The 25,368-nt window shown below is 42.3% G+C and carries 27 protein-coding genes; 21 read left to right on the forward strand and 6 right to left on the reverse strand.

Annotation, left to right across the window (positions count from 1 at the left end; genetic code table 11):
* The first annotated feature begins 15 nt into the window (after positions 1–15).
* Together ACCB35_RS03505 and ACCB35_RS03510 are read left to right on the forward strand one after the other, a co-directional pair.
* A complete protein-coding gene (locus tag ACCB35_RS03505) occupies positions 16–147 on the forward strand; it encodes a hypothetical protein (protein ID WP_374055754.1) in 132 nt (43 codons plus the stop codon).
* A 14-nt stretch (positions 148–161) separates the two neighbouring features.
* Complete coding sequence (locus tag ACCB35_RS03510) at positions 162–464, forward strand: hypothetical protein (protein WP_374055755.1); 303 nt, start codon at positions 162–164, stop codon at positions 462–464.
* 145 nt (positions 465–609) lie between these two features.
* On the opposite strand, the gene ACCB35_RS03515 is transcribed toward ACCB35_RS03510, so the two are convergent.
* On the reverse strand, positions 610–1,158 hold the full coding sequence (locus tag ACCB35_RS03515) for a DUF3231 family protein (protein ID WP_044338636.1): 549 nt from the start codon (positions 1,156–1,158) through the stop codon (positions 610–612).
* Positions 1,159–1,407: 249 nt separating this feature from the next.
* On the opposite strand from ACCB35_RS03515, the gene ACCB35_RS03520 reads away from it, so the two are divergent.
* Genes ACCB35_RS03520 through ACCB35_RS03530 form a run of 3 tightly spaced genes read left to right on the forward strand, consistent with a single transcriptional unit; the run spans position 1,408 to position 3,034 of the window.
* Positions 1,408–1,833: a DMT family transporter gene (locus ACCB35_RS03520; protein ID WP_374055756.1), complete on the forward strand. Its 426-nt coding sequence runs from the start codon at positions 1,408–1,410 to the stop codon at positions 1,831–1,833.
* Between the two features lie 16 nt (positions 1,834–1,849).
* Entirely contained in the window at positions 1,850–2,545 is a 696-nt protein-coding gene (locus ACCB35_RS03525) for a Crp/Fnr family transcriptional regulator (RefSeq protein ID WP_374055757.1), read from the forward strand.
* Positions 2,546–2,557: 12 nt separating this feature from the next.
* Positions 2,558–3,034: a DMT family transporter gene (locus tag ACCB35_RS03530; RefSeq protein ID WP_044338642.1), complete on the forward strand. Its 477-nt coding sequence runs from the start codon at positions 2,558–2,560 to the stop codon at positions 3,032–3,034.
* 132 nt (positions 3,035–3,166) lie between these two features.
* On the opposite strand, the gene ACCB35_RS03535 is transcribed toward ACCB35_RS03530, so the two are convergent.
* The gene (locus ACCB35_RS03535; protein ID WP_374055758.1) at positions 3,167–3,760 is read right to left on the reverse strand and encodes a TetR/AcrR family transcriptional regulator; all 594 of its coding nucleotides are present in this window, start codon (positions 3,758–3,760) and stop codon (positions 3,167–3,169) included.
* Positions 3,761–3,904: 144 nt separating this feature from the next.
* On the opposite strand from ACCB35_RS03535, the gene ACCB35_RS03540 reads away from it, so the two are divergent.
* Positions 3,905–4,900, forward strand: coding sequence for an acryloyl-CoA reductase (locus ACCB35_RS03540; RefSeq protein ID WP_374055759.1), 996 nt, complete (start codon positions 3,905–3,907; stop codon positions 4,898–4,900).
* A gap of 110 nt (positions 4,901–5,010) precedes the next feature.
* Here the strand turns inward: ACCB35_RS03540 and ACCB35_RS03545 are convergent, their stop codons facing one another.
* The 3 genes from ACCB35_RS03545 to katG form a co-directional block, all read right to left on the reverse strand.
* Entirely contained in the window at positions 5,011–5,787 is a 777-nt protein-coding gene (locus ACCB35_RS03545) for a phosphatidylserine decarboxylase (protein WP_374055760.1), read from the reverse strand.
* Complete coding sequence (locus ACCB35_RS03550) at positions 5,780–6,325, reverse strand: helix-turn-helix domain-containing protein (protein WP_374055761.1); 546 nt, start codon at positions 6,323–6,325, stop codon at positions 5,780–5,782. Before ACCB35_RS03550 ends, ACCB35_RS03545 begins: the two co-directional genes overlap by 8 nt.
* Positions 6,326–6,637: 312 nt before the next feature.
* Positions 6,638–8,857, reverse strand: coding sequence for a catalase/peroxidase HPI (katG, locus tag ACCB35_RS03555; RefSeq protein ID WP_374055762.1), 2,220 nt, complete (start codon positions 8,855–8,857; stop codon positions 6,638–6,640).
* 253 nt (positions 8,858–9,110) lie between these two features.
* On the opposite strand from katG, the gene ACCB35_RS03560 reads away from it, so the two are divergent.
* The 3 genes from ACCB35_RS03560 (at position 9,111) to ACCB35_RS03570 (ending at position 11,529) form a co-directional block, all read left to right on the forward strand.
* Positions 9,111–9,581, forward strand: a complete 471-nt coding sequence (locus ACCB35_RS03560) for an SRPBCC family protein (protein ID WP_374055763.1) — start codon at positions 9,111–9,113, stop codon at positions 9,579–9,581.
* A 349-nt stretch (positions 9,582–9,930) separates the two neighbouring features.
* The gene (locus tag ACCB35_RS03565; protein WP_374056941.1) at positions 9,931–11,169 is read left to right on the forward strand and encodes an MFS transporter; all 1,239 of its coding nucleotides are present in this window, start codon (positions 9,931–9,933) and stop codon (positions 11,167–11,169) included.
* A 147-nt stretch (positions 11,170–11,316) separates the two neighbouring features.
* Positions 11,317–11,529: a DNA-binding protein gene (locus ACCB35_RS03570; protein ID WP_374055764.1), complete on the forward strand. Its 213-nt coding sequence runs from the start codon at positions 11,317–11,319 to the stop codon at positions 11,527–11,529.
* 582 nt (positions 11,530–12,111) lie between these two features.
* Here ACCB35_RS03570 and ACCB35_RS03575 read toward each other — a convergent pair.
* Positions 12,112–13,254: a hypothetical protein gene (locus tag ACCB35_RS03575; protein WP_374055765.1), complete on the reverse strand. Its 1,143-nt coding sequence runs from the start codon at positions 13,252–13,254 to the stop codon at positions 12,112–12,114.
* A 248-nt stretch (positions 13,255–13,502) separates the two neighbouring features.
* On the opposite strand from ACCB35_RS03575, the gene ACCB35_RS03580 reads away from it, so the two are divergent.
* The 12 genes from ACCB35_RS03580 (at position 13,503) to ACCB35_RS03635 (ending at position 25,311) form a co-directional block, all read left to right on the forward strand.
* Positions 13,503–13,658, forward strand: coding sequence for a hypothetical protein (locus tag ACCB35_RS03580; RefSeq protein WP_374055766.1), 156 nt, complete (start codon positions 13,503–13,505; stop codon positions 13,656–13,658).
* 123 nt (positions 13,659–13,781) lie between these two features.
* Positions 13,782–14,975, forward strand: coding sequence for a hypothetical protein (locus ACCB35_RS03585; RefSeq protein WP_374055767.1), 1,194 nt, complete (start codon positions 13,782–13,784; stop codon positions 14,973–14,975).
* A complete protein-coding gene (locus tag ACCB35_RS03590) occupies positions 14,968–16,212 on the forward strand; it encodes an arginase family protein (protein ID WP_374055768.1) in 1,245 nt (414 codons plus the stop codon). The genes ACCB35_RS03585 and ACCB35_RS03590 overlap by 8 nt, the downstream gene beginning before the upstream one ends.
* Positions 16,172–17,341: a hypothetical protein gene (locus tag ACCB35_RS03595; protein ID WP_374055769.1), complete on the forward strand. Its 1,170-nt coding sequence runs from the start codon at positions 16,172–16,174 to the stop codon at positions 17,339–17,341. The genes ACCB35_RS03590 and ACCB35_RS03595 overlap by 41 nt, the downstream gene beginning before the upstream one ends.
* The gene (locus ACCB35_RS03600; protein ID WP_374055770.1) at positions 17,322–18,791 is read left to right on the forward strand and encodes a hypothetical protein; all 1,470 of its coding nucleotides are present in this window, start codon (positions 17,322–17,324) and stop codon (positions 18,789–18,791) included. Before ACCB35_RS03595 ends, ACCB35_RS03600 begins: the two co-directional genes overlap by 20 nt.
* A gap of 14 nt (positions 18,792–18,805) precedes the next feature.
* Entirely contained in the window at positions 18,806–19,768 is a 963-nt protein-coding gene (locus tag ACCB35_RS03605; protein ID WP_374055771.1) for an ABC transporter ATP-binding protein, read from the forward strand.
* Entirely contained in the window at positions 19,755–20,528 is a 774-nt protein-coding gene (locus ACCB35_RS03610; RefSeq protein ID WP_374055772.1) for an ABC transporter permease, read from the forward strand. The genes ACCB35_RS03605 and ACCB35_RS03610 overlap by 14 nt, the downstream gene beginning before the upstream one ends.
* Positions 20,529–20,543: 15 nt before the next feature.
* Positions 20,544–21,434: a GNAT family N-acetyltransferase gene (locus ACCB35_RS03615; protein ID WP_374055773.1), complete on the forward strand. Its 891-nt coding sequence runs from the start codon at positions 20,544–20,546 to the stop codon at positions 21,432–21,434.
* Positions 21,435–21,695: 261 nt separating this feature from the next.
* The gene (locus ACCB35_RS03620; protein ID WP_374055774.1) at positions 21,696–21,908 is read left to right on the forward strand and encodes a helix-turn-helix transcriptional regulator; all 213 of its coding nucleotides are present in this window, start codon (positions 21,696–21,698) and stop codon (positions 21,906–21,908) included.
* Complete coding sequence (locus ACCB35_RS03625; RefSeq protein WP_374055775.1) at positions 21,902–22,327, forward strand: hypothetical protein; 426 nt, start codon at positions 21,902–21,904, stop codon at positions 22,325–22,327. Before ACCB35_RS03620 ends, ACCB35_RS03625 begins: the two co-directional genes overlap by 7 nt.
* Before the next feature lie 12 nt (positions 22,328–22,339).
* Positions 22,340–23,884: a CPBP family intramembrane glutamic endopeptidase gene (locus ACCB35_RS03630; RefSeq protein WP_374055776.1), complete on the forward strand. Its 1,545-nt coding sequence runs from the start codon at positions 22,340–22,342 to the stop codon at positions 23,882–23,884.
* 245 nt (positions 23,885–24,129) lie between these two features.
* Complete coding sequence (locus ACCB35_RS03635; RefSeq protein WP_374055777.1) at positions 24,130–25,311, forward strand: permease; 1,182 nt, start codon at positions 24,130–24,132, stop codon at positions 25,309–25,311.
* Positions 25,312–25,368 lie beyond the last annotated feature (57 nt).

The raw sequence follows: 25,368 nt of genomic DNA on the forward strand, positions 1-25,368 counted from the left end.
AGGGTGAGTGGAAAAATGGATTATTTTCAAAGGGTCAAAGAAATCCAACTCCTTCAATGGAATCTATTAATTGATTATTGGTATTTACATATTGGGATGATGATAGTGGGTTTAGGAATCATCCTATTTTGGGTTTTGAAGAATTAAAGGGGGGAATGACGATGGAGATATACGATTGGTCAAGATTGGTTTTTAGTACGTTTATGATTAGTTCACTTGTTATTTCGATTGTTTTATTGGTTCAGAGAAATCGGAAAAGCATGGTGAATGGGTTTACCATTACTCTTGTTTCATTTATTTCTATTATTGTTTCTGGAATCAATTTCATTATCATTGGTTACATAGCGGATGAATTAAATATGGCAGGAGACATTGTTTCTTTTAATATGTTTCTTGTGGTTTTAGGGCTTAGCATACTTAATTTGTTAATTTATTTTAAAAAGAAGAAGGATTTGGTTGAATAGAGGGTTTCAGGATGTCAGGTACTGCGGCCCAAAGGGATCCATGGTACCTGTCCCTTTGGTGCCCTGGTTTCATTTATATAATGAACAATAGACCACAAAAGCTGAAGATCATAAGGCGATCTTCAGCTTCTTTTCATAAGGATACCTAATTCCTAGGTGCCCCTGGAGGATAATAGTACGGCGGGACCTTTAGCCAGCCTCTTTTGCGCATCGCGGTTTTCAGTTCGAATCCGAACACCATTTTTTCTGCCTGGAATCGTGCCCACATGAGACCGATATCATTGCGGATGCTTTGGCTTGTGTTTGTGGCACACATCACAATGTTCGTGGCAATTTTAATGGAGATGAAGTTTGCGATTTCCTCATCTGTCATTTTGGCCCCCAGGGGAATACTGTTGGGATCGGATTTAGGCCTCGGTTCTGACGTTTGTGAAAGGGGTATGCCTTCATCGACCATGAACTTTTGAAGTATTTTCAATTGGTGTTCCCCAAGGTCCTTTGATTTGTTGATTAGCTGGATCAATTCGTTGTCTGTCGTTGTATTTAATGCAGCTTCAAGGACGGGTACTTCTTCAGCAAGGGCAGTGTAATAGAGCCAACATCCCATCGCTTCACCGATATGTGGGGGTGTTTTCGGTTCTGTATCAAAAGTGGTTCGCAGGTAATCAAAAGCAGTTTCAAATATATTCTGCATATGTGGACATCCTTTTTTTATTACCATTGTTGCCAATTTTCATCCTTTTAATCTGTTGATCTGGATCTGAGGAAATGATTCTGAAACCAAAAACCGTCTGGGTGTATAAAAGGTAGCCACGGTGCCTGTTCCCCTGACACCTTGCCCTTTTGGTTTACCAAATCACCAAATCGGCAACCCTTAGGACATATGTCCTTTCACAAAAATCGGTCCTCCTATTTAATAGAACAAAGAATAGGAGGATGAACGATGAAAGGTGCTTTATTTGCGCTCTTAGGTGGACTTTGTATCACCATGCAGGGGATTTTCAATGCAAGGATGAGTGACGCGATCGGCGGGTGGCATACGACTTCGATGGTTCACCTTGTGGCCTTTGTGATTGCGATGACGATCTATATGAAAGTAAGAGATGGAAAAGGGAAGAGCTTCAGGCAGGTGCCGTTCCTGTATTTGATCGGGGGATCGTTCGGTGTGATCGTCGTGTTCTCGGAACTGACGGCGATTCACATGATCGGCCCGGCAGCGGCGATTGCCATCCTGCTTGTGGCACAGATCGGGACAGCTTTCCTCATTGAATCACAGGGATGGTTCGGGGAGAAGAAAATCCCGGTTACGCCGAGGCAGGTTGTGGGGCTCTCGATGATGCTTGCAGGCGTCGTTCTTTTCCAATTGTAAAAAAAGGAGATGTACGATGAGAGAAATACAAGGGGGTTCTCCCAACCATTATATACATCAATTTGAGCTTGAGGAGTTATTCCCGGCGGATTTCAGAAAGCATATCAATGTGTATGAGTTTGAAAAAGGGGACAATCTTTTTTTCACGGGGGAAGAGCTCGACGAATTGTACTTCCTCATGGAGGGGAAAATCAAGATCTTCACCCATACACCGGAAGGAAAACTGTTAATCAACCGGTTCAAGCGTCCCCTTGCCCTGATCGGGGATGTGGAATATTCGAAGGGTACGGCGGTCCTCAATTCGGTGGAAGCCGTGACGGACGGAGTGTTCCTATCGGTTCCGTTCACGGATCTCGCAAGGCTTGAGAAGGAGCATCCGGCGATCATGCGGTTCCTCTTTGATACAGTGGCCCACAAGTTTTACACAGAGTCCCATATCACGAGCATGCACATGCTGTATCCTGTCGAAGTACGCCTGGCAAGCTACTTGCTGTCCATTTCAGAAGCGGGTGAGGGGACCATGTTCCATCAGGAAATGCATACGTCCAACCTCATGGAGCTCGCTGAATGGATTGGAACGAGCTACCGCCATCTGAACCGGGTACTGAAGAAGATGGCGACGGATGATCTCATCGAACGGGTCAACGGATCCATCACCATCAAAGATCTTGATAAACTCAGCATCCTTGCGAAAGGAAACATCTATGAATAAGGAGGGTCTCATATGATCGGAATCGGACTCGCCATCATGGCAGGAATCCTGATCAGTTTACAAAATGTATTCAATGCACGCGTCAGTGAAAAAACAGGCCCATGGGCCACGACGAGCCTCGTCCTTGGCCTCGGTCTTGTCTGTTCACTGCCGGTTTTTTATACAATGGAAGACAAAAGCCTGCTGGACTTCAGCGGGGTCAATCCCGTCTTTCTGTTCAGCGGGGTATTCGGAGTCGGCATCGTGTTCTTCCTGATGAGGGGAGTCACGTTGATCGGACCGGCGTATGCGATCTCCATCGCGCTTATTTCTCAAATCACCATTGCATTCATTGTCAACACAGGTGGCTGGTTCGGTTTTGAACCTTCTGCCCTTTCCTGGGAGAAGATTCTTGGGATCGGATTGTTGATCGGCGGGGTGTTGGTTTATAAGTTGGAGAAGCGGACGGAAGAGAAAGCGGATGACATACGAGAGAGTGTGGGAGCGTGAAGGTTTACGCTTCAGAAAAGAGGTGACACCCCAGGCAAGGGAGTCACCTCTTTTTTTATTTCTAAAAACAGGTTTAGAGCATTTTCTAAGCCTGTTTTTTTAAGAACTTTTTTCCACCACTGGTCAAGTAGTTCATTTCTTGACATTCAGGATGTGATGAATCGATTCTTGGCACATCTTCTGATAATAATCGTGCAGGGTATCATCATCCCTCATCAGCCATTGAATCAGGCTGCCGTCAATCATGGCACGGATACTTTTGGCTGCTTGTTGGATCTCCTCCACATGAAAGACATCTTCTTCGATTCCCTGTTGGATAATGGTTTCGCCGATGGACCAGCAGTTTTCATAGAATCTCTGGTTGATTTCTTTGTAGCGGTCATCGTTCTTGATTTGAGATAGGAAGTCCAGGTACACCCGGTAGAATGTTTTATTTTCAGCGGGACTGATGAATACCTGCTTGAGATAGGCTTCCAGCTTCTCAAGGGCTGTATCTTTTTCCTGGATGGATTCAGCTTCTTTTTCATAGATTCTGGTTGTGAGCCATTCGAAAAGATTGGCGAATACATCCGCTTTGTTTTTGAAATAGTAGTTGGTTACGCCTTTACTCACGTCGGCGTAATCGGCGATATCCTGCAAGGTCACGGATTCATATCCTTTTTCCGTTGCGGCTTGAAAGGCGGCTTTTAATATTTGTTTGCGTCGTTGCTCAGCTTTTTTAGCCATCGTAACATCGAACCTCCATTTGAATCTTGTCCTTATTATACTAAAGAAGAATGGTTTTATAAACTGACCAGACAAAATAAATTGACCGGTCAGTATAAAATATACTATGATGAACGTAATCAAATCGAAAGGGGAATGATTCTAATGTCGAAAACATTTAAAGCTCTTGTTGTGAATAAAACCGAGGAAGACTTCTCAGTGAACGTTGAATCACTGTCAATGGATGACCTGCCGGAAGGAGATGTGACCATACGGGTCCATTATTCCAGTGTGAACTATAAAGACGGGTTAGCGAGCATTCCGAAGGGGAATATCGTGAAATCGTATCCGTTTGTACCAGGGATTGACCTGGCCGGGGTTGTCATGACATCAGGAGATTCCCGTTATAAAGAGGGTGACAAGGTGATTGGGACCAGCTATGAATTAGGCGTTTCCCATTACGGTGGTTACAGTGAATATGCAAGGGTCCCTGCAGAATGGGTGGTCCCATTGCCGGAAAAGTTGACCATGAAGGAAGCCATGACTTTCGGAACGGCAGGATTTACTGCAGCCCTTTCCATCCATCAATTAGAGAAGAACGGATTGACTCCTGAAGATGGTCCCGTTTTAGTGACCGGGGCGACAGGAGGCGTCGGAAGTATGGCGGTTTCCATGCTTGCGAAACGGAATTATGACGTCATCGCCAGTACAGGTAAAGAATCCGAACATGAGTACCTAAAGAAATTGGGGGCGAAAGAAATCATTTCCCGTGAAGACGTAACGCCCGATAAGATCCGTCCGATGGGAAAACAACGCTGGGCAGGTGCCGTCGATCCTGTAGGCGGTAAAACATTGGCAGCTGTATTGAGCCATACACAGTACGGAGGATCCGTCGCCGTCAGTGGATTGACAGGGGGAGGGGACGTTCCGACAACGGTATTCCCGTTCATATTGAGAGGCGTGAACTTATTGGGGATCGATTCGGTTTATTGTCCAAAAGACTTGAGAGTCACGTTATGGGATCGCATGGCCACAGACTTGAAGCCTGATGGATTAAATGACATTCAGAATGAAGTTTCATTCAATGAGCTTCCTCAGACCTTATCCGATATTCTTGCTGGGAAGGCAAGGGGGAGAACGGTTGTAAATATTTTAGAATAAGAAGTATTAAAATTTATTATGTAGAGGGCGGACCTCGCTGATACCGCCTCATGTGTAAAAAAGTTTTAAAAACGCCTCCTCCCTACGTGGAAGAGGCGTTTTCGTTGTGATTATGACAACCACGTTCCAATTTCTTCACCCATTTTGACGGGTCCGGTTTTTCCGTTAAAGCTGAACGTACCTTTTGGAACGCAAAGCACCACTGTCGAGCCAAATGAGAAGTACCCATACGGATCTCCCCGATGAACGACATTTGCCTCATTCGTCCGTACGATCGAATTTACATTCAGAGCACCAACCATGACATGGGCAAGAGGGGATCCTGCCACATCGAAACGGGAGACGAGGCGGTAATTCCGGGTGAGGGGACGGAGACCATGCTTAAGTCCCAGTTCGTTCACGGGAGCGGCATCTTTTCCAAGCGTGTAGACTTCCTCCACTGTCGCATCGATCGGAACGTGGACCCGGTGGTAATCGGTCGGGCTTAGGTAAAAGATGAGAACCTGACCGCCGGCATATGGTGCTGCTTTCTCTGATGATCCCAACAGTTCTTCCACCGTGTAATTCTGCCCCTTGACCATGAATGTGCTCTCCGGGGTCAAGTGGTCGACAACGGATAAATATCCGTCGCACGGACTGACGAATGCATTTGCTGCGTCAGGGATCGGACGCGCGCCAGGTTTCAATTCCCTTGTGAAAATGTCATGAAGGGTGCCGTAATCACGGAGCCCCCGGGTTGCTTCCTCCATGTTCAGCTTATACATTTTGGCAAAAGAGCCGATGAACGGTTTGCTCACCTTTGATTGAGCAAACCTCCGTAATCCTTTTGCGATGATGGGATGGCCATTTAATTCGAATACTTTTCTATAAAATTTAGTTCTAATCATTTATTTTCACTTCCTTAGGGTCTGGTATGAGCATTTGTATGAGAGAAATCCTATCGTTTTCTTCCGTCGGTCTGTTCGATTTGAATTTACTCAGAAGCTCGTTCATGCCTTCATTCAACTCTTTGAGCTCGTCGGGTGTCAGGTAAAGATCCAACTGATGATATCCGAACGAATCCACGGAGGGATCCTGATGATTCAGGAGATAGCTTCTAGCCTGTCCTGTAACGGAAGAAAGGAAGGTCATGAACAATTTCAAATGTTCTTCGCCTGTCAGCTGCCCCAGCTCTTCCACGGACATATATGGGCTGTCTTCCTGTATGGCATAGGTTTTTTCCACTGCACCCCGAATCTTCCGCTCGTGGATGACATAGATGATCTCACTTTTCGTCAAACGATTTAAATGGCGGTAAAGTGTGGCCTGTGGGACATCCGCCATCCATTCCTTCAGCTCATGTACAGTGGCTGCCCCCTTAGATAGATGCTGTATGATCCGCATCCGGATGGGGTGAAGGATCAAGTCTGTATTTAGGTTGGTCATTAGGTTCAATCCTTTTTGTTATTGTTATTGATATTGATAATAAAAGAGAAGAGTGTATCTGTCAATAGGGTAAGGGAAGGAAAGGATGTTATGTTTGAATTGAAGTCAGGCTGCTCCATTTTGTCCACTTTTGGACTGAAAATGAAGTTAGATTGTCTTTCAATAGCATTAGCGGGATTGTATACGGGTCTTAGGGGACCGGATATTGAGTGTAGTGCGGATTGAAGAGCGATAGCAATCCTTGCTGAAAAAAGCACAGCTAACAAACACGCCTCTTCCTTGAATGGAGAGGCGTGTTTGTTCTATTCTCTCTTACCTCAAATCAAACCGATCTGCATCCATCACCTTCACCCAAGCGGCAACAAAGTCACGGACAAATTTCTCTTGATTGTCATCCTGCGCATATACTTCTGCCAGAGCACGAAGGACGGAGTTCGAACCGAACACGAGGTCAAAGCGTGAAGCTGTACGAACCACTTCACCCGTCTTGCGGTCGCGGCCTTCATATTGGTTGAATCCTGCAGGTTTCCATTCGATGCCCATATCCAGCAGGTTCACGAAGAAGTCGTTCGTCAATGCACCGACGCGGTCCGTGAAGATTCCGTGTTTCGAATCACCGTGGTTGGCGCCGAGGGCACGCATACCGCCGATAAGAACGGTCATTTCCGGGGCAGTCAGTCCTAACAGCTGTGATTTGTCCACAAGCATTTCTTCCGGGCTGACGGCATATTCCTGTTTCTGATAGTTGCGGAATCCGTCTGACACCGGCTCGAGTACACCGAAGTTTTCAGCGTCGGTCTGCTCGGCGGTTGCATCCCCGCGGCCAGGTGAGAATGGAACGGTTACGTCAAAGCCTGCATCCTTGGCGGCTTTTTCGATGGCTGCGTTTCCACCTAACACAATCAGATCCGCAAGGCTGACTTTTTTGTCAAGCTTGCTTTGAAGATCCTCGTACACTCCAAGAACTTTCTCAAGCTGCTGTGGTTCATTCGCTTTCCAATCTTTCTGAGGAGCAAGACGGATGCGTGCACCGTTCGCACCTCCGCGCATATCGGAACCGCGGTATGTGCTTGCGGATGCCCATGCGGTTTTCACGAGCTCGCTCACGGTTAAACCAGTCTCAAGGATCTTTTCTTTTAACGAAGCCACTTCGCTATCCGATAAATCATAATCCACCGCCGGAACCGGATCCTGCCAGATCAGGTCTTCATCCGGAACTTCTGGACCCCAGTATCTCGCTTTCGGACCCATGTCACGGTGAAGGAGCTTGAACCAGGCACGGGAGAAGGCATCTGCGAACTCGTCCGGATTCTCATGGAATCGACGGGAAATCTTTTCATAGTCCGGGTCCATGCGGAGCGCCATGTCGGCCGTCGTCATCATCGTCTTCACTTTGATGGACGGATCCTCGGCATCAGGTGCCATATGTTCTTCCGTCATGCCGACCGGTGCCCATTGGGATGCGCCTGCCGCACTCTTCGTTTTCTCCCACTCATAGCCGAACAGAAGGTCGAAGTAGCCGTTGTCCCATTGGGTCGGATTCGTCGTCCAGGCACCATCGACACCGCTTGAAATCGTGTCGCGGCCTTTTCCGCTTCCGTGTGAACTGATCCAGCCGAATCCTTGATTTTCAATGTCCGCGGCTTCCGGATCGTCACCTACAAGAGAAGCGTCGCCGGCTCCGTGGGCTTTCCCGAATGTGTGACCACCTGCAACAAGGGCCACCGTTTCATAGTCGTTCATCCCCATGCGTCCGAATGTATCGCGGATATCACGGGCACTTCCCAGTGGATCCGGCTCTCCGTTCGGTCCTTCAGGATTGACGTAGATGAGACCCATCTGAACGGCAGCGAGTGGATTTTCAAGCTCACGATCGCCGGAATAACGGTTGTCGGCAAGCCACTCTTTCTCATTCCCCCAATACACATCTTCCTCAGGATGCCAGATGTCTTCGCGTCCTGCACCGAATCCGAATGTCTTCAAGCCCATGGATTCAAGGGCGACGTTCCCTGTCAGGACAAGTAAGTCCGCCCATGAAATCTTGTTCCCATACTTTTGTTTGATCGGCCATAACAGGCGGCGGGCTTTATCAAGGTTGACGTTATCCGGCCAGCTGTTCAGCGGCGCAAAGCGTTGTGCACCTGACGAACCGCCTCCGCGACCGTCCGTTTCGCGGTATGTACCTGCTGCGTGCCAAGACATCCGGATGAAGAATGGACCATAGTGACCGTAGTCCGCAGGCCACCAGTCCTGGCTGTCCGTCATCAGATTGTGAAGATCCTGCTTCAGGGCGTCATAATCGAGCTTCGAGAATTCTTCTTTATAGTTGAAGTCTTCTCCCATTGGGTTCGACTTCGTGTCATGCTGGCGAAGGATGTTCAAATTCAACATGTTCGGCCACCAGTCTTTGTTCGTCGTACCACCAGGAGCAGTCGTTGTTGTGATGGCGCTATCTTTGTGATGGGTGAAAGGACATTCTCCCGATGCTGCTGAGTGATCCTTTTGATCAGGGCGATTGTTGTTGTTTTCCATTTACATTTCTCCTTTCTGAAATAACACACTTCATAGGATTATCAAATTTTCCCACATTATAATAGTGTGATAATTATAATAATTCTTAATTATCATTATAAGAGATTAGAATGTTTAATGAAAGCGTGAAGCTTCTAATAATGGTGAATTTTAACATCGGACCGTAACTGCGCCCTAACAATCAATAAAAGGAGGAAATAAGGCAAAGTTGTCAAATCTATTCAGTAGCTGAATTTTTAGGAGGTCATTCCATTTGAGTATCCCTTTCGAAGTAAAAAGAAACCTTCACGTTTCAAAGGAAGAAGCATATAGGAGTCTATTAGATCTTGATTCTGCCAAGCAATGGATGCAAGGGTTGGTGGGAATTGAGAGAATGGATGAAGGTCCGCTCCGTGAAGGCAGTCAGTGGAAGGAAACGAGAAAGATGTTCGGCAAAAAGGCTTCGGAACATTTTGAGGTAGTCGAGATTAAAGAGCCTGATAAGATTGTGTTCCGGTGCGACGGTACGAAGGGAACAACGGGTAAAGGGGAATTTATATTTACCTATTTATTGGCTTCATCTGGTGATCAGACAGAAGTGACGTTACTTGGGGAAATAAGAGGACTGACCGGCCTGTCGAAATTGTTCGGTAAATTAATGGCAGGCGTCTTTAAGAAGGCTTGCGCAAAAGATTTGGATTCCTTGAAAGATTATTTGGAGAAAAATAAAGTGGTGAGCTCCTGAATCTACAAGTGATTTAGTGAATCGAAAGACAGGGCCTTCTTGATCCCCGAAAACGATTGCGCCAGCAGGTGTCCTCTGCTATGATTATCTTACTTATAAAAGAAATGGAGGTTTTCCTGTTGACAGCATCAATCAGATTGCGTTTCCCGCTTTTCACTCGTTAATTGAATACGTTTGAAAGCTCTGCCTATGTCCAGAGCAATGGGATTGATCTGTCTATTTTTAAGAAAACCTGTATTTGTCGGTATTTTTAAAGAGGGGAGGAGTCTCCTCTTTTTTGTGTCTTAAAAATAACAAGTAGGCAAGGCTTATTTTTATATTAATTATAATAGAAATGAGTTGGTGGGAAATGAATAAAGTAAATCAAAAGGAAGATTGGTTAAGGAATATCATTCTCTTTCTAAGCAGTCAGACGATCTCGTTATTCGGGTCGTCCCTGGTGCAATACGCGATCATGTGGCATATCACCTTAGAGACGGAGTCCGGGTTGATGATGACCTTGTACATCATTTGCGGATTTATCCCGACCTTCCTATTGTCCCCGGTTGCGGGTGTCTGGGCGGATCGCTATAACCGGAAGCTGCTGATTGTGTTATCGGATGGACTGATCGCGACTTCAACGCTGGTTCTCGCGATCCTCTTCTTAATGGGATACGATTCGATCTGGCTGCTGTTTGTCATGGCAGCAGTCCGGGCCCTTGGAACCGGGATTCAGACTCCTGCTGTCGGTGCAATCTTGCCGCAGATCGTCCCGAAGGAAAAGCTGACGAAGGTGAACGGGGCGAATGGAAGCATTCAAGCTGTCATTATGTTCGTTTCACCCATGGTCAGTGCGGCATTGCTTGGGATGGCATCGATTGAAATCATCTTCTTCATCGATGTCATTACGGCAGCGATTGCGATCATCACACTGCTGGCCTTCTTAAACATCTCGGTGCATGAGAAGGCAGCGGGCAAACAAACAACAAGCTACTTCAGTGACTTCAAGCAAGGCCTGCAATATGTCAACAGCCATGGATTCCTGAAGAAGTTCTTCCTGTTCTTCTCCATCTTCTTTGTACTGATGGCCCCTGCGGCATTTCTGACTCCGCTGCAGGTCACCCGGAGCTTCGGGGAGGATATTTGGAGACTGACGGCCATCGAAATTGCCTTTTCCATCGGGATGATGGCAGGTGGAGCCATCATTGCTTCCTGGGGCGGGTTTAAAAATAAGATTGCCACGATGACATTCTCAAGTCTGATTATGGGATTCTGCACCTTTGCTCTTGGTATTGTTCCGGTCTTTTGGTTCTATCTCGTCTTCATGGCTTTATTCGGAATCGCCATGCCGATTTTCAATACACCGACAATGGTGCTGCTGCAGGAGAAAATCGAAGAGAATTACTTGGGAAGAGTCTTTGGGGTCATGGGGATGATCTCCACTTCGATGATGCCGATTGGAATGCTGATATTCGGACCATTAGCCGATATCATCGCCATTGAATGGCTCCTCATCGGAACAGGCGTATTGACCATCCTGCTTTCTGTCATGCTGGGCCGCGACCAAGTGTTGATCGAAGCGGGGAAGCCTGCACCTGCCCTAGAGTAAATATAGCCTTAAAGAGCTGTCTTGTGGCAGCTCTTTTTTGTGCCTTGAAATAAAGGAACAGCACAATTTAGGGAGAATACTTATACTAAACAGAAGCATTCGATTTAGTTGTATTGCAAGATAAAAGAAAAGAAAGGGGATAGGGACATGACCAATAACTCAACACCAGAAAGTGAACTGCCTAAAATCAGTAAGCCCGCGAACCGTGGGCTCCATCAAGCCGGATTTTACCGCCTCGAGCAGTTTACCAGCGTGTCGGAATCAGATATCCTGAAGATTCATGGAGTAGGACCGAAAGCAGTGCGTATTCTGAATGAGAATCTGAAAGAAAAAGGGCTGTCTTTTGCAAAAAAACTCTAGGTTCCATGGGTTCCATGGGGACAGGTACCTTAGCCCCGAAAAAAAGGTGACCTGTCCCTGCGGCTCTTAAGGAGGTATGATGTGCCATGCAAATAACCATTCAACCGCCTGTCAGCCTTGAACAGTACTAGAAATATAGACTGTTTTTTGCTGAACGATAATAGTATCAAGATATTTATATGGAAGGGCTTATGGGAGTAAACTGGGGTTTTACTGCTCATGAGAATATCAAATGTGTTCTATATTGTATATAAGTGTCACTGGTTATTATTGATATAAAATATTTACAAACTTAAAATTTGGGAATTAAAGAAAAACTATGCCTATATAGCTTTTTACGTAATCTTTTCTTTTCCCTAACTCCCATTAGTCCTATTTCCTTTCCGGTTGCTATATCTGTTCTGTTCGTGTCAATAAATTTGTCAACGGACTTTTAGATTACCGAAGGCGGATGTTTCTCATTATCCGGAGATATGGTTTCGATGTTTCCACTTTCGTTATACTCTTCGTTATTGAAGGATAAACCTAATATTAGAAAAAGGCTGCTTATTATTAACATTTTCTTCATATATAATCTCCTTTTCAATCCAACATTTTTTTTGCGATAGCTGCAGCTTGTCTCATTTGTTTCTGTTTAAAGCACAGATCAAAGGCTACCTTTCCATATATCTTATATAGAGTATGGTTATCGGTTTTATTGAAAAATGGAAGTAGTTCTTTTATTAAATGCGTGAGAATTTCATTTTCTTTTTTCGAAAGTTGAAGTTTCTGATAGGTGAAGAGTAGTTTGTGTTTTTCGTCTTTTTGTTTATCTGCGATTTGGTAGCCGTCTTCTATTTTTTGTAGAACGGCATCAACTGGAATCTCCTGTTTGTATATTAAGCAGTTGATAAATGAGAAATAAGAAGATAGATAGTAAGGGTCTCCAATTCGTTTAAGGCTCATTGATTTTTTGAAATAACTACTAGCGGTGTCGAAGTGTCCCTTTTCAAGATACTCATATCCTAAATTGTGAAGAATTTTTGGAATTAATGGGTGGTTTTTCCTGAATAACTCAGTCAATCTTAATAATTCTAGGTATTGATTGATGATGAAATTCCTCTCATCTTCTGTTTGTCCACTAAGCTGGTTGATTCTGAGCATTTCAGTTTCTAAGATTTTTTCCATATTATGTTGTTCTTTGAAGGTTTTTAATGCTTTTTCGGAGTAATACGAAGCTAACGCTTTGGACTCTAAGTTACTAAAGGCTAATGAATAATGGTAATAGAATTCTGGTGAAGACTCTCTGTAGCTGTCTGAGGTTAGTTTTAAATAGTATAAAGCCTTTTCGTTATTCGCATTTAATAAATAATATATACCAAAATGGTGAGCTATTAAATCCTTTTCGTATTGGGGAAATTTGCTTGTATTATGTAATAGCTTTTTTAATTTACTGAATGCTTGACGCATTTTTCCATTAAACATTTCATACCGTGCTATACAAATTAGGTACTGATTATATAGATGGGTATGTTTTAGCAACTCTTTTTGTTTAGAGAGCTCTTTAGCATAACTGTGCATATTACTGGTGTCTTTCCAAATCAGGGATACATGAAATTGCTTGATCCTATCCTCTAAATCTTCTATTTTTTTCATTTCCTCCATAAGATTTATTCCTAAACGATCGCAGATTAATTGAATGATTTCATCAGCAACATGGGTAATATCATTTTCAATCTTACTCATGTGAGTGACAGAACATATCCCATTACATACTGACTCTTGTGTCAAATGTTTAATCTTTCTGTTATATTTAATGATTTTTCCTAAGTCCAATTTCCCACTGTCACCCCTTTTGAATAGTTGAAAATTTCCCCAATACAAAAATATTTTAACATATGTTTACAATTAGAGTGTGTTAATAAAACTGAATTTTTAATAAGGTGTTTGATGGATCCCGTTGAAAAAATAGATAAAAGGGAGATGGAGAAATAATGAAAAACTTAGAAAATCGTTTAAATCAAATTACAGTAAATGCAACTTCAATCGAGGCTGGAGAAGTACTAAGCGCAGAGAAGAAGGGAAGTTCTGTCGTAAATTTAGACCTAACCATTCTGGGGGGCTCACGTCCACGTTACACTGCTAATTAAGTTAATAGTTACATCTGAACATAATCTTAATTAAGTTCTAATACATTAAAATCTTCAACGGGATCCATCAAATACTTTAATTATTAAGAAGGAAGGTACTATTATATGAGCGCTATCGAACAAATGAAAAATATTGAAGCTCTCTATTCACAGCCCCATGAATCATTGTTCAAACTGGCTTCGAAAGTAAAAACCCCTGCTATTATTTATGATTACCAAGGTATGAAAGATGTTGTGAGACGGATACAAGACGATTTATCGCTCGTAGAAAATGCAAAGTTAAATATCGCGGTAAAAGCTACACATACACCTCATTTATTAGGATTGTATGCAAGTTGGGGGCTTGGTTGTGATGTAGCAAGTATAGGAGAATATCATCTTGCTAAAAGAGCTGGGTTCAAAGAGATCACGACAACTTCACCAGCATATAAAAAAGTAGATATGGAAGAGTTTCATAGAGAGGGAATAACCATTGATCTAGACTCCCTCTCTCAAATTGAATTATATGGTGTGAAATTCCCCGGTACTGAAATCGGGTTAAGAATACGAATCCCCCTGCCTGAAGAACTTGAATCAGAATCGACGTTTGGTAGAGACAGTAGATTTGGTATTGATATATTAAATCATAAACTACCAATTATCTTAGAACGATATGGTTTAACTGTTACAAGATTACATGTCCATACCGGGCAAATGACTCCTGAGTCGTTAATTTATAAAGCTCAGTATTTGCTTGCAATAGCTGAGGAATTCCCTGATGTACATACAATTGACTATGGAGGTGGTTTGTTTCATTTCTATATTGACCGGATAAAAACCAGACGCTATTTGACATTATTAAATGAATTGATCTTGAAGTGGCAAAGCACTCATAAACGTGTACTCCATACTAGATTTGAGCCAGGTGGTGCATTACTGGCTGGATGTGGGTATTTAATCACTTCAATACTGTCTAAAGAGTATCAGGAGTTCTTTCGTTCAGAAATCTTAACAGTTGATTCCTCTGCTTGGAATCTTGCACCCTGGCATAAACCTCAGGTCATTTCGTTAGACACGGACGCAATTGAAACAGAAAAATTTCTAATTGCAGGAAATACCCTATATGAAGGCGACTTCTTTGGAAAAGATACAAATGGAAAAATGATGACCTTTGAACTGCCCAAAAGCATTGATGTAGGTGCTAACTTGTTATTCACTGCATCAGGAGCTTATACGATGACGAATTCACGGTTATTCAATCGAATACCTCTACCAGCAGAATACTTACTCAAAGGGGAAGAATTAGTTAAAATCGTGAGGGGGCATGGCAGTGAATAAGATTTATTACAAATTAAGAAGTGGACTAACCATAAACTATAATCCTTCAGAAGAGAACTATTCTATATGGGACTCAAAAGAGGGGTGGGAACTTGTTGTTAATAAGAAACTTATTTTATTTATGAATGCATACTCACTTGCAACCACAAAAGAAACAGTCTTTCACTTGCTTAGAGATCAATTCCAAGTAGATGAAAAAACTAGCGCAGAGGTTCATGAATATCTTTATGAACAAAATATTATTAGTGAGTATATACCTCTCGAAACAAATGTAGGAACAGGAAAAGGAGGTATCTTTAATACACCGGTCATGTCTATCGATCAATGCTTGGAAGGAGATTGGTGTGATCTTGTTTTTATAGGCATGCCTTATGATTTAAATGTAACACATAAACCAGGCACTAGGTTGGCTCCAGGTTACTTAAGAAGGGTGAGTGGGTCCCTTTTTCAATATGATGGTACTCACCTAAAGGGGGCATATGACCCTATTGAAGATCAACAAAAACTAGAGGGAATTCGAATGGCGGATTGTGGGGATATTCATTCAGTTGTATTCTCTAAAAATGGCAAAGAGTTTGATGCGTTAGAAGAATTAATAGGCAGAGTTATAAGGAAAGGAATCTTTCCAGTAACGATCGGAGGAGACCATTCAATCTCTCTCCCATGTATAAAAGGGGTGGCAGCCAACCATGTAAAAATTGGAGTCATCCAGTTGGATGCCCATTCAGATTTTGGGATGAATTCATTCGATGATTGGCGGGATTCGGTTCATCATGGGAATTTTATTGATGCTGTCCTGCCCGTTGAAAATGTGGAGCATGTTATTCAAATTGGCATTCGTCAGTTGACACAAGAAAAGGTAAGTCACCCGAAAATTATTCAGTATCCTGGAAAAAGTGTATTTAATCATATAGAGGAACTTAAGACGATTCTGCGTAAGGACATAAGATATTACTTGACTATTGACGTGGACGTATTAGATCCATCCATCATGCCGGCAACAGGGACGCCTTTGCCAAATGGTTTCTCATATATCGAATTGATGAATATCATTGAGTTAATAACTGAACATGTAAATTTGTCTGGTCTAGATGTTGTGGAACTATTACCCTTTTTAGAAAGAGATATAGAAGGGGTTATGGTTTCAGAAATCATCTTCAGTGTAATCTCTAAAGTAATGAATAGAAAGGATCAATATGAGCATCATATCAAAAATTCCAACGTATCTACTTACTAAAGAACCAGATATAAACTCTCCGTCTATCATTTATGATTATGAGACGATTAGAGAGACTGTTTTGAAATTAAGAAATGACTTGTCTGTCATACCTGGTGCAGAATTGTGCTTCTCCATAAAGGCCAATCGGAATCCAATGATTTTGAATATATTGAGTGAACTTAAAGTTGGTGCTGATGTGGCTTCATTGCATGAACTCGAGGGAGCCCTGAATTCAGGGATGTCGCCTGTATTTGCCACTTCGCCTTCTTTCTCAGTTGAAGAATTAGAATATTTATATTCTTATAATATTATTCCTGATTTTAATAGTTTTTCACAATTAAAGCAATACGTAGAAAAGTCCAACTTCTCTAGCCATAAGATAGGTATGAGAATTAGGTTGCCATTTGAACTTAGTCAAGGAAACAATCAGATATCTTTTGGGAGAAACAGTCGCTTTGGAATCGATATACTCTCAGAGGAAATATGGGAGATCATAGAAGATAATCAGTTAACCACCGTTCAGCTTCACTTGCATCTGGGAGAAATGAAGAGTTCTGAAGTAATGGAGAAGGTAATGAAGTTTTTGGAATTAAATATTAATAAATTTCCTTATTTAGAAATAATTAACTTAGGTGGAGGAATTACCTATTTATATTCCAATGCAGATGAGGTAAAGAAAACCTGGGCTTTAGTGGGGGAATCGATTAGAAGAATTAATGCAAGCTTACAAAAAAAAATTAGGGTTGTGATAGAACCTGGGATGCTTTTATTGGCTATGTCAGGTTATTTATATGCAACAGTACGTTCATCAGATGTTATGAATGGAAAAAGAGCTGTTACATTAGATAGTTCTGCATGGAATTTAACCTATTGGTCCTACCCTCAAGTAGTCCATAGCTACACCCTAAATCAAGAAGAAGAAATTCATGATATCTACGGAAACACATGTTACGAACATGATGTCTTCGTAAAAAATTCCAAGCATGCAATATTAATATCAGGAGATAGGCTCTTGTTAACGCCTGTAGGGGCTTATGTTACGAGTATGGCGCGGAACTTACATGGTTTTCCTTTGCCAGAGGAATGGATATTAAGAAATGATATGTTAATAAAGGCGGGATCTGATTATGGAATTACTCATACATAAAGACAATCCATTAATGAGCGAATTAATGGATATCCACATGGTATATCAATCCTTCTTTTCTTCTGAGAGTATTCACCTGCCAGAACACAGGAAATGGCTGGAGAAATTATCAAATTTCCAGCTTTCTGAAAAGAACGATTTAAATTCATTTCATACTGAGAAGGAGATTGATCAATTAGTATTAGAATTGAGAGTACTTTGGTTTGAACATGTACAGAGAATTACCAACCATCAACTGAAGTCGCCTCCGTTAACTAACGAGAAGCTGTTACCTTCAGGTAATCGAATAGATTTTAGTTACGAGAGAAATATTCAGCCCAAGATTTTAGAGTCTAAAGCAGAGAACTATAAAGAAATTCCAGAACATTGGTTTCATGATCACATAATGCTATCAAGCGGCATGGCAGCGATCTCTACGTTTTTACAGAGTATCTTTGGAATGATTAAGCCTTCTTCAAGTCAAAATCTGATTGTAAGTACTTGGAGTGAATATTTTGAAACTAGAGTATTAACGGATCTATATAGAAGAGAATGTACCGCCATTCACAATTTTAAGGATCAGGTGGAGTTTTTTAAAGCAATTCCAATGACTGATATCTTTTTTATTGAGCCTGTAAGATATAATTGGGAGCTTGAAGTTTTTGATTTAAATTTATTTGTTGATCAGCTTGTTGATCACTCGAAAGAAGGTTTAAAGGTCATTGTTCTGGATACTACCTTGAATGGTGATTCGTTAAATATTTCCTCCTTTTTAAATCGAATACAGATTGTACCAAACGTTATAGTTGTTCAAATACATTCTATTCTTAAGCTTGATCAGCAGGGATTGGAGCTCTCTAACGGAGGTCTAATAAATATATATACATATAAACAGAATAAGATATTACCTTCAGCAAATGATTTAGCGAATTACATTAGACAAGTTAGGACAATACTTGGGACAGGATTGACATATGAAGAAATTGCGCTTCTTGACCATGAATTCTTTTTAAACAAAGAATCCTTTCATAACTATTGTCATTCTGTGTTTAATAACAATGCCGAGCTCTCGGAATCTATTCAAACACAAGGACTATTCAATAAAATCGCTCATCCCTCTAAACATTCTAGTAATGATTGGGCGAAAGCACCTTTCGTTGTCTTTCACCTAAGGGAAGACATGTTGGAGAATTACGGTTTCCTTCTTGCTGTCGTGAACGAAGAGGTTAGAAAGAACGAAGTAAATGTGATTTACGGCTCGAGTTTTGGCTTCCGGCATCACAGATACGAAGTCATCATTCCCAATACGTTAGAAGGAAAAGGGTTATTTAAGGTAGCTATGGGGGCCAGAAAAGGACCTGCAATGGAGTTTCTCATTCACTTATTAAAGAAAATATCAAAATATCCGTCTATTTCAAGTTTGAAAACAGACTATCCTCACTTGAAGCCAGTCGATTTAATCAATCTATAGGAGTAGAAGAATATATGATGATAAAAGCAAAAAATATACAAAAAAGCTACAAGTCTAAACAGACGAAGGTAGATGTTCTTCGTGACATTTCCTTTTCGATTAACAAAGGGGAGGTAGTGGGGCTTCTTGGTTCCAATGGTGCTGGTAAAACCACCCTTATCAAGATTTTATGTAACTTAATAGAAGCAGACGAGGGTGAGATATTTATACATGACACTCCCCTCATTCATTCAGATAAAAGAGCTATCAAGTATGTGAGCTCGGTATTGGAAGGGAACCGTAATTTATATTGGAGATTGACTGTTAAGGAAAACGTGGAATATTTCCTTGGAATAAGGGGAGTAGGAAAAAAGAAAATAGAAAACAAGCTTCTTCCTCTTCTAAGGAGATTTAATCTTTATGAAAAAAAAGATGAATTGGTAAAAAACCTATCTCGAGGCATGCAGCAAAAGGTTGCGATTATTGTTGCATTAATGTTAGATACTGAAGTGTTAATTTTAGATGAACCAACTTTGGGGCTTGATGTACAGTCGAATATTGAAATTATTGACTTTTTGTTAGAAATAGCAAAAAGCGAAAGCAAAACTATCCTCATAAGTTCACATGACATGAAATTAATAGAGAAGCTTTGTTCAAGAGTTCTTATTATTAATGATGGAGAGATTGTAACAGATGAATCTGTAAATGTATTACTAAGATTATTTGATGTGAAATCATATATATTTAGGTTTAATGAACCGTTATCGGAACAACAACGATTTAATCTTGCTAATCTCTTTGATAATTCATCACTTGTGGAAACCGCAGAGGGCGAAGTGTTTAAAATTACCCTTACGAGAAATGAAGACTTCTACGAAGTAATGGAGATTTTTAAGAAATTTCATATATTAGTTGATAGTATCGAACGGGATCAGATAGATTTTGAGAAAGTTTTCCTCGACATTATAAGGAGGACCAAGGATCATGGTGTCATATAATATATTTATCGCAAATTTAAGAAGAGAATTTATTTATATGAGAAGATACCTCCCCAATACAATCAGCGAGCTGATCATGTTTTATATCGTCTTCCTGGGTTTCTTCTTTGGTATTACACTGGTTGGAGACCCAAGCCAGCTAGATTACAACATTCAAATGGTCATACTTAACTATGTCTTCTGGTTCTTAGTATTAACAGTAACACAGGGATTAGGGTGGGAAATTTCAAATGAAGCCGGTCAGGGTACTCTTGAGCAATTATCCATGACCCCTTATAAGCTCTGGATAATAATGTTCGCAAGGATGACAAGTACGATCATTATTAATCTAATTTCCATAACTGTCCTTTTGGTTGCTGCTATGCTGACATCGAGTCAGTGGCTGAATATCGATTTATTTTCCATTATCCCCTTATTATTGCTCACCTTGGTAGGGGTTTTTGGAATAGGGTATGCCTTAGCAGGTATAACAATTGTCCTGAAGCAAGTTGATTATATTCTACAATTGTTTCAATTTGTCATTATGGCTATGACGTTTGTACCCTTAACCGTATTTCCGATTCTTAAGTATGCGCCATTTATGTTTGGCTTGCAGTTGATAAGGGATATTGCTATCAACGAGTTAAGCCTATATGAAATCCCTTTGACCGATATCTTATTCTTAATTATAAATTCCTGTTTGTATTTTATCATTGGTATAACAATTTTCAAAAAATGCGAAAAGGTGGCCAAACTTAAAGGTTTATTTGGACACTATTAGGAGGTATGATGTACCATGCAAATAACCATTCAACCGCCTGTCAGCCTTGAACAGCTCTCCCGGTTTATTGAAAAGAAGAACAATCAATCACAGCATCATATAGGGTACTGCGGGGAGAAGGCAAGTGAGATTCTTGACTCATTAGAGACGGATTTTTCCGATTTGGGCGCATCCAAGTCCTTCCTTGTTGCATACCGGGGTGAGCAAATGATTGGCGCACTGGGGTTTGATATCGACTTGGAAGATCAAAGTGCGGAAGCTTGGGGACCTTTCGTGGATGAAGAGGAAGATTGGATCAACATAGCCAGTGAACTTATGAAAAGGCTGCTTTCTTCACTTGAAAAACGATTAGAGAGAATCTATTTCTTTATTAATGAAGAAAATGAACAAGCCAGGGAGTTCCTTTATGATATAAAAGCCGTAGAGAAGGGTGAACATCTCATTCTTAAAGTAAAGCGGGAGCATTATAATTTAATCGATTCTTGTGAAGTTGAACCTTTTTCCCTTCATTTCAAGGAGTCCTTTTCAGAGCTTCATCATTCCGCCTTTCCGGGCGCATATTACAGTGCTGACGACATTCTAGGTTTGCTTTCCGATCAACACAATCAACTCCTCATTATGAAGGATGGAAGTCAGCAAATAAAAGGCTATTCCTATATCGAGACGAATCCAGAGCACGGAGAAGGAGATATTGAATTTATTGCGGTTTCCCCTTTGTATCGAAAACAGGGGATAGGGACCCAACTAGTCAAAGCTTCTATCCAACATCTTTTTCATCACGATGAAATTGCTGACATCACCCTTTGTGTCAGCAAGCAGAATCACCAGGCGATAAATCTATATAGAGCTGCCGGTTTCAAAGTAGCTCATGGGGTGGTCAGCTATGAGTTGTTGGCGAAGAGTTAGAGAAGAGAGGTGAGTCATGAAAGAGTGACTCACCTCTCTTTTTTGTTTATTTACTTTCTAAAGGATGGGGTACGAGCGTAGCTATAGCCTCTCATCATTTCCTTTCCTCAGAAAAATCCACTTGTCAACAAGAAATACAATTATTAACAATTCCGCCACAATCAAATGTCCATTTTACAAATAAAGTAAAACATCCTATACATAATGCAAAGGATACCTTACATTTAAGGTAACAAATCCATAAAAGGAGAAAAATGGTAGATGTTGAATAATTCTGTTCGTGAATTGCGTGCCAGGTTCCGGTTTACCCAGCAGGATCTGGCTGACCGAATCGGCGTCACCAGACAGACGATCGGATTGATCGAAAAAGGGGATTATGCGCCGTCCATCACGCTGGCTCTGAAGATGGCACATGCATTTAATGTTCCGGTTGAAGAGATATTTCGCTTGGAAGAGGAGAGAGATTCATGTTAAAGAAGATATTTCAGTCACCATTGTTCAATGCCGTTCTCATCATTGGCCTTGGGATCATCATGTTGGGAGATCATTATGCGGACCATATCCCGGATTGGCTCGTGGTGGATTCCATGGTGCTCGGGATTCCGATCCTCATCATGATGGCGATCATTCCAATATATAACAGACGGCATCCGGGAAATCGGATCAAACCGAGCGTGATCCCGATGGAGCTGCGGGAAGAAGATGAGGGGATGCAGTGGCTGACGTTCAAGGCGACGAGGAAAGTGTATACCTTCTTTGCCTTCGCGATTCCGATCGGGATTGCGCTGACCGCTTATTTACACCACATACCTTATTTTCCTATCATTCTATTAATCGGAATGGGTGTCGTTCAATACCTCATTTATTGGTTCCAGATGAAGCGATTCAGCTAAAGGGGGAAACAGATGGATACTCAGTTGATCATCTCAATCATCATACTCATCACCCTGGCGGAGGTCGGTGCCGTCATCCTGTTTGTGAAATACAGAAGGGGGGACATGGACAGCAACCCGTTCATGACCATCTTGAAAAAAGAGTGGATCATTCTTTTCTACGCCTTGTTCAGATGGAAGAGGAAGAAAGGCAATGACAAAGGAATCCAGAGCTATTATTATCACAAGGGATCGAATTATTTCTGGCTGTTCATCGCGCTTCTTCATGAGCAGGTGATCGAGGGGATTGTCTTTCACATCTATTTAAAAGAAATCGATCCACTCAGGGCCAATATCCTGGTAGTGCTCCATGTGTACAGCATCCTCTACATGCTGGGAGATTATAACCTAGTCAGAAACTCGCCAATCCGGATAAAAGGAAACAAAGTCGTCATGAACGTCGGGGTGAGAAGATCATTGACCTTTCATATCAGGGATGTCGCAGCCATTCAACCGGCAAGAACGCAGTATAATAAGGGCGGCGGTATCATACATGAGAAGAATGCCTACCATGTCAGCATGCTTCCAAGGGTGTTCACCAGGGTATTCGGCATGATGGATGAATTGAAGTATGAAATCATCTTCAAGGAGACCATTTATGCACGAGGCTATTTCGGCCAGAAAAAAGAAGTGAAGAAAGCTCTGCTATCGATGGACAATCCGGAACCATTCATCATGGATCTTCAGGAAAAAGTGGACGGCTATGATGAAAGTGAAGAAACGGAAGAACACCGGTTGGTCGCTGCCGCTCATGAAGGCAAAAGACCGAGTCTCATCAACTGGAAGGTCTATTTCACGCTACTCATCTTGAATATAGTGGGCGCTTTGGCCATCGCCCCTTATGCCATCGCACGTGAGAACCTTCATGAAGTCATGGGACTGAGCAAGCTGTCCTTCACCCTGTTCTACGTCATTCAGGTGCTATTGGAAGCCGGGATTCTGCTATTCATCGCCTTATGGCTTGCAAAGAAGGTGAAGCTCAAGGCCCCGATCATCGAAGCCTTTTTCAACAAAGGAAAACCGCTTCGTTTATTCAAGAAACCAATCATGCAATCCGCCATATACGGGGTACTCGCAGGTGTGGCCATCAGCATCTTCAGCCTGATTGTATCGAAGCCACTCGGAGTGGATAATTCGTCACTCAATGAACCCGCATGGTGGCTTGGGACATTGGGGTCATTCGGTGCAGCCGTGAATGAAGAGTCGATTTTCCGTCTCTTCCTGGTCACGGTGCTGATTTGGCTTCAGATGAAGGTATTCAAAGGAACGGCGACCAAAGCGAAGAAATGGACGGCCATCTTCATGGCCTCCCTCGTCTTCGGGATCATGCATTATGGCGTGGCGGCCTCTAATTTTGAGATGACACTGGCCCTATTCCTCAGCATGCTGGTCATCAATGGGATAGGTGGCCTCGTGTTCGGCGCACTCTTCGTCTTCATGGGACTTGAATTTGCCATGATCGCTCATTTTACAGCGGATATCGTGCTGCATGTGGTGGGGCCGCGGGTGGTGGAGTGAGCCATGGGGACAGGTCCCTTGGCCCCATTTTGATGCCAGCCCCGGTGCGTTAGTGCATAACGCACCGGGGCTGGCACTTTTTTTATAAAAATCAAGTGTTACTTAAAACAGTTAGTGGTAAAAGTACAATGATCGTATACCCTGATGCGTTTTTCCTCAATTAAAACAACATGCAAAAATTCTGCATAAATAGTGGGTAACAATAAAATATAGCAGATCTTTATCACAGAAAAGGAGATGATTACTTGTTAGAATTGGTTGGCGAATCTGCGAAGACCTCACTGGGTTATTTCTGGAAATCCGGTTGGGCATTCGTACTCGGATACTTGATCAGCTCCATGATCCAGGCCTTTGTGCAGAAGGATAAAATGGTGAAGTTTATGGGGAATCCAAGCTTGAAGTCTGTTGGGTTATCCACACTCTTCGGGGCGATCAGTTCCTCCTGTTCCTTTGCAGCACTGGCAGCAGGAAGGAATCTTTTCAAAAAAGGGGCTCATTTTATTCCTACCCTGGCCTTTTTATTTGCTTCTACCAATCTTGTGATTGAATTAGGCATTCTAATTTATATTTTTCTAGGGTGGCAGTTCGTGGTTGCTGAAATGATTGGGGGCATCGTCCTGATCTTCATTACCTGGATTCTTGTGAAAATCACTTATCCTAAGAAGCTGGTGGAGGAAGCGAAGGATCATGTGGAGGACGAAGACGAAGGCGAAGAGGAATTCAATTGGAAAGAAAAAATTAAAACCAAAGAGGGCTGGTATCAGGTAGGACATGAGTTTGTGATGAATTGGCAAATGGTCTGGAAGGAGATTACCATCGGATTTACGATTGCGGGGATCATGGCCACATTCATATCTGAAGATACGTGGAAAATGTTCTTCCTTGCCGGTCAACCCGACTCATTTTGGAAGGTGCTGGAGAATGCATTGATCGGTCCGATCGTTGCCATGCTCACCTTCATCGGATCCATGGGGAACATTCCCATTGCCACGATCCTAGCATCGAGCGGAGTGGCCTTTGCCGGGATCATGGCCTTCATCTATTCTGATCTAGTCGTACCACCGATTGTGGCGGTTCACAAAAAGTATTATGGATTGAAAACGGCATTATACATTGCAGGGATCTTCTACCTATCCATCATCCTGACAGCGATGGGAATGCATTATGCGTTTACGGCTATCGGGTTGATCCCGGAGAAGGCAAAACAAGTGATGAATGAATCACCATTCCAAATCGATTATACCTTTTGGTTAAACATCGTATTTGCCATCGTTGCGATGCTTTCCATCTATCTCAATCGACTGTTTATGAAGTCCGGTCATCACCATTCCATGATGAATATGGAAGGCGACTCGAAAGTGAAGACGATCGTTACGCATGTATGTATTGTTTATCTAGTGGTTGGAATGGTTGTGCATTTTGTGTAATCCGTTCAGTTGGGTTGCCCGTGACTTGCGGGCAGCCTTTTTGTGTGCCGACAAGGG

The organism is Rossellomorea sp. FM04394, assembly GCF_041889765.1.
GTDB lineage: Bacteria > Bacillota > Bacilli > Bacillales > Bacillaceae_B > Rossellomorea > Rossellomorea aquimaris_B.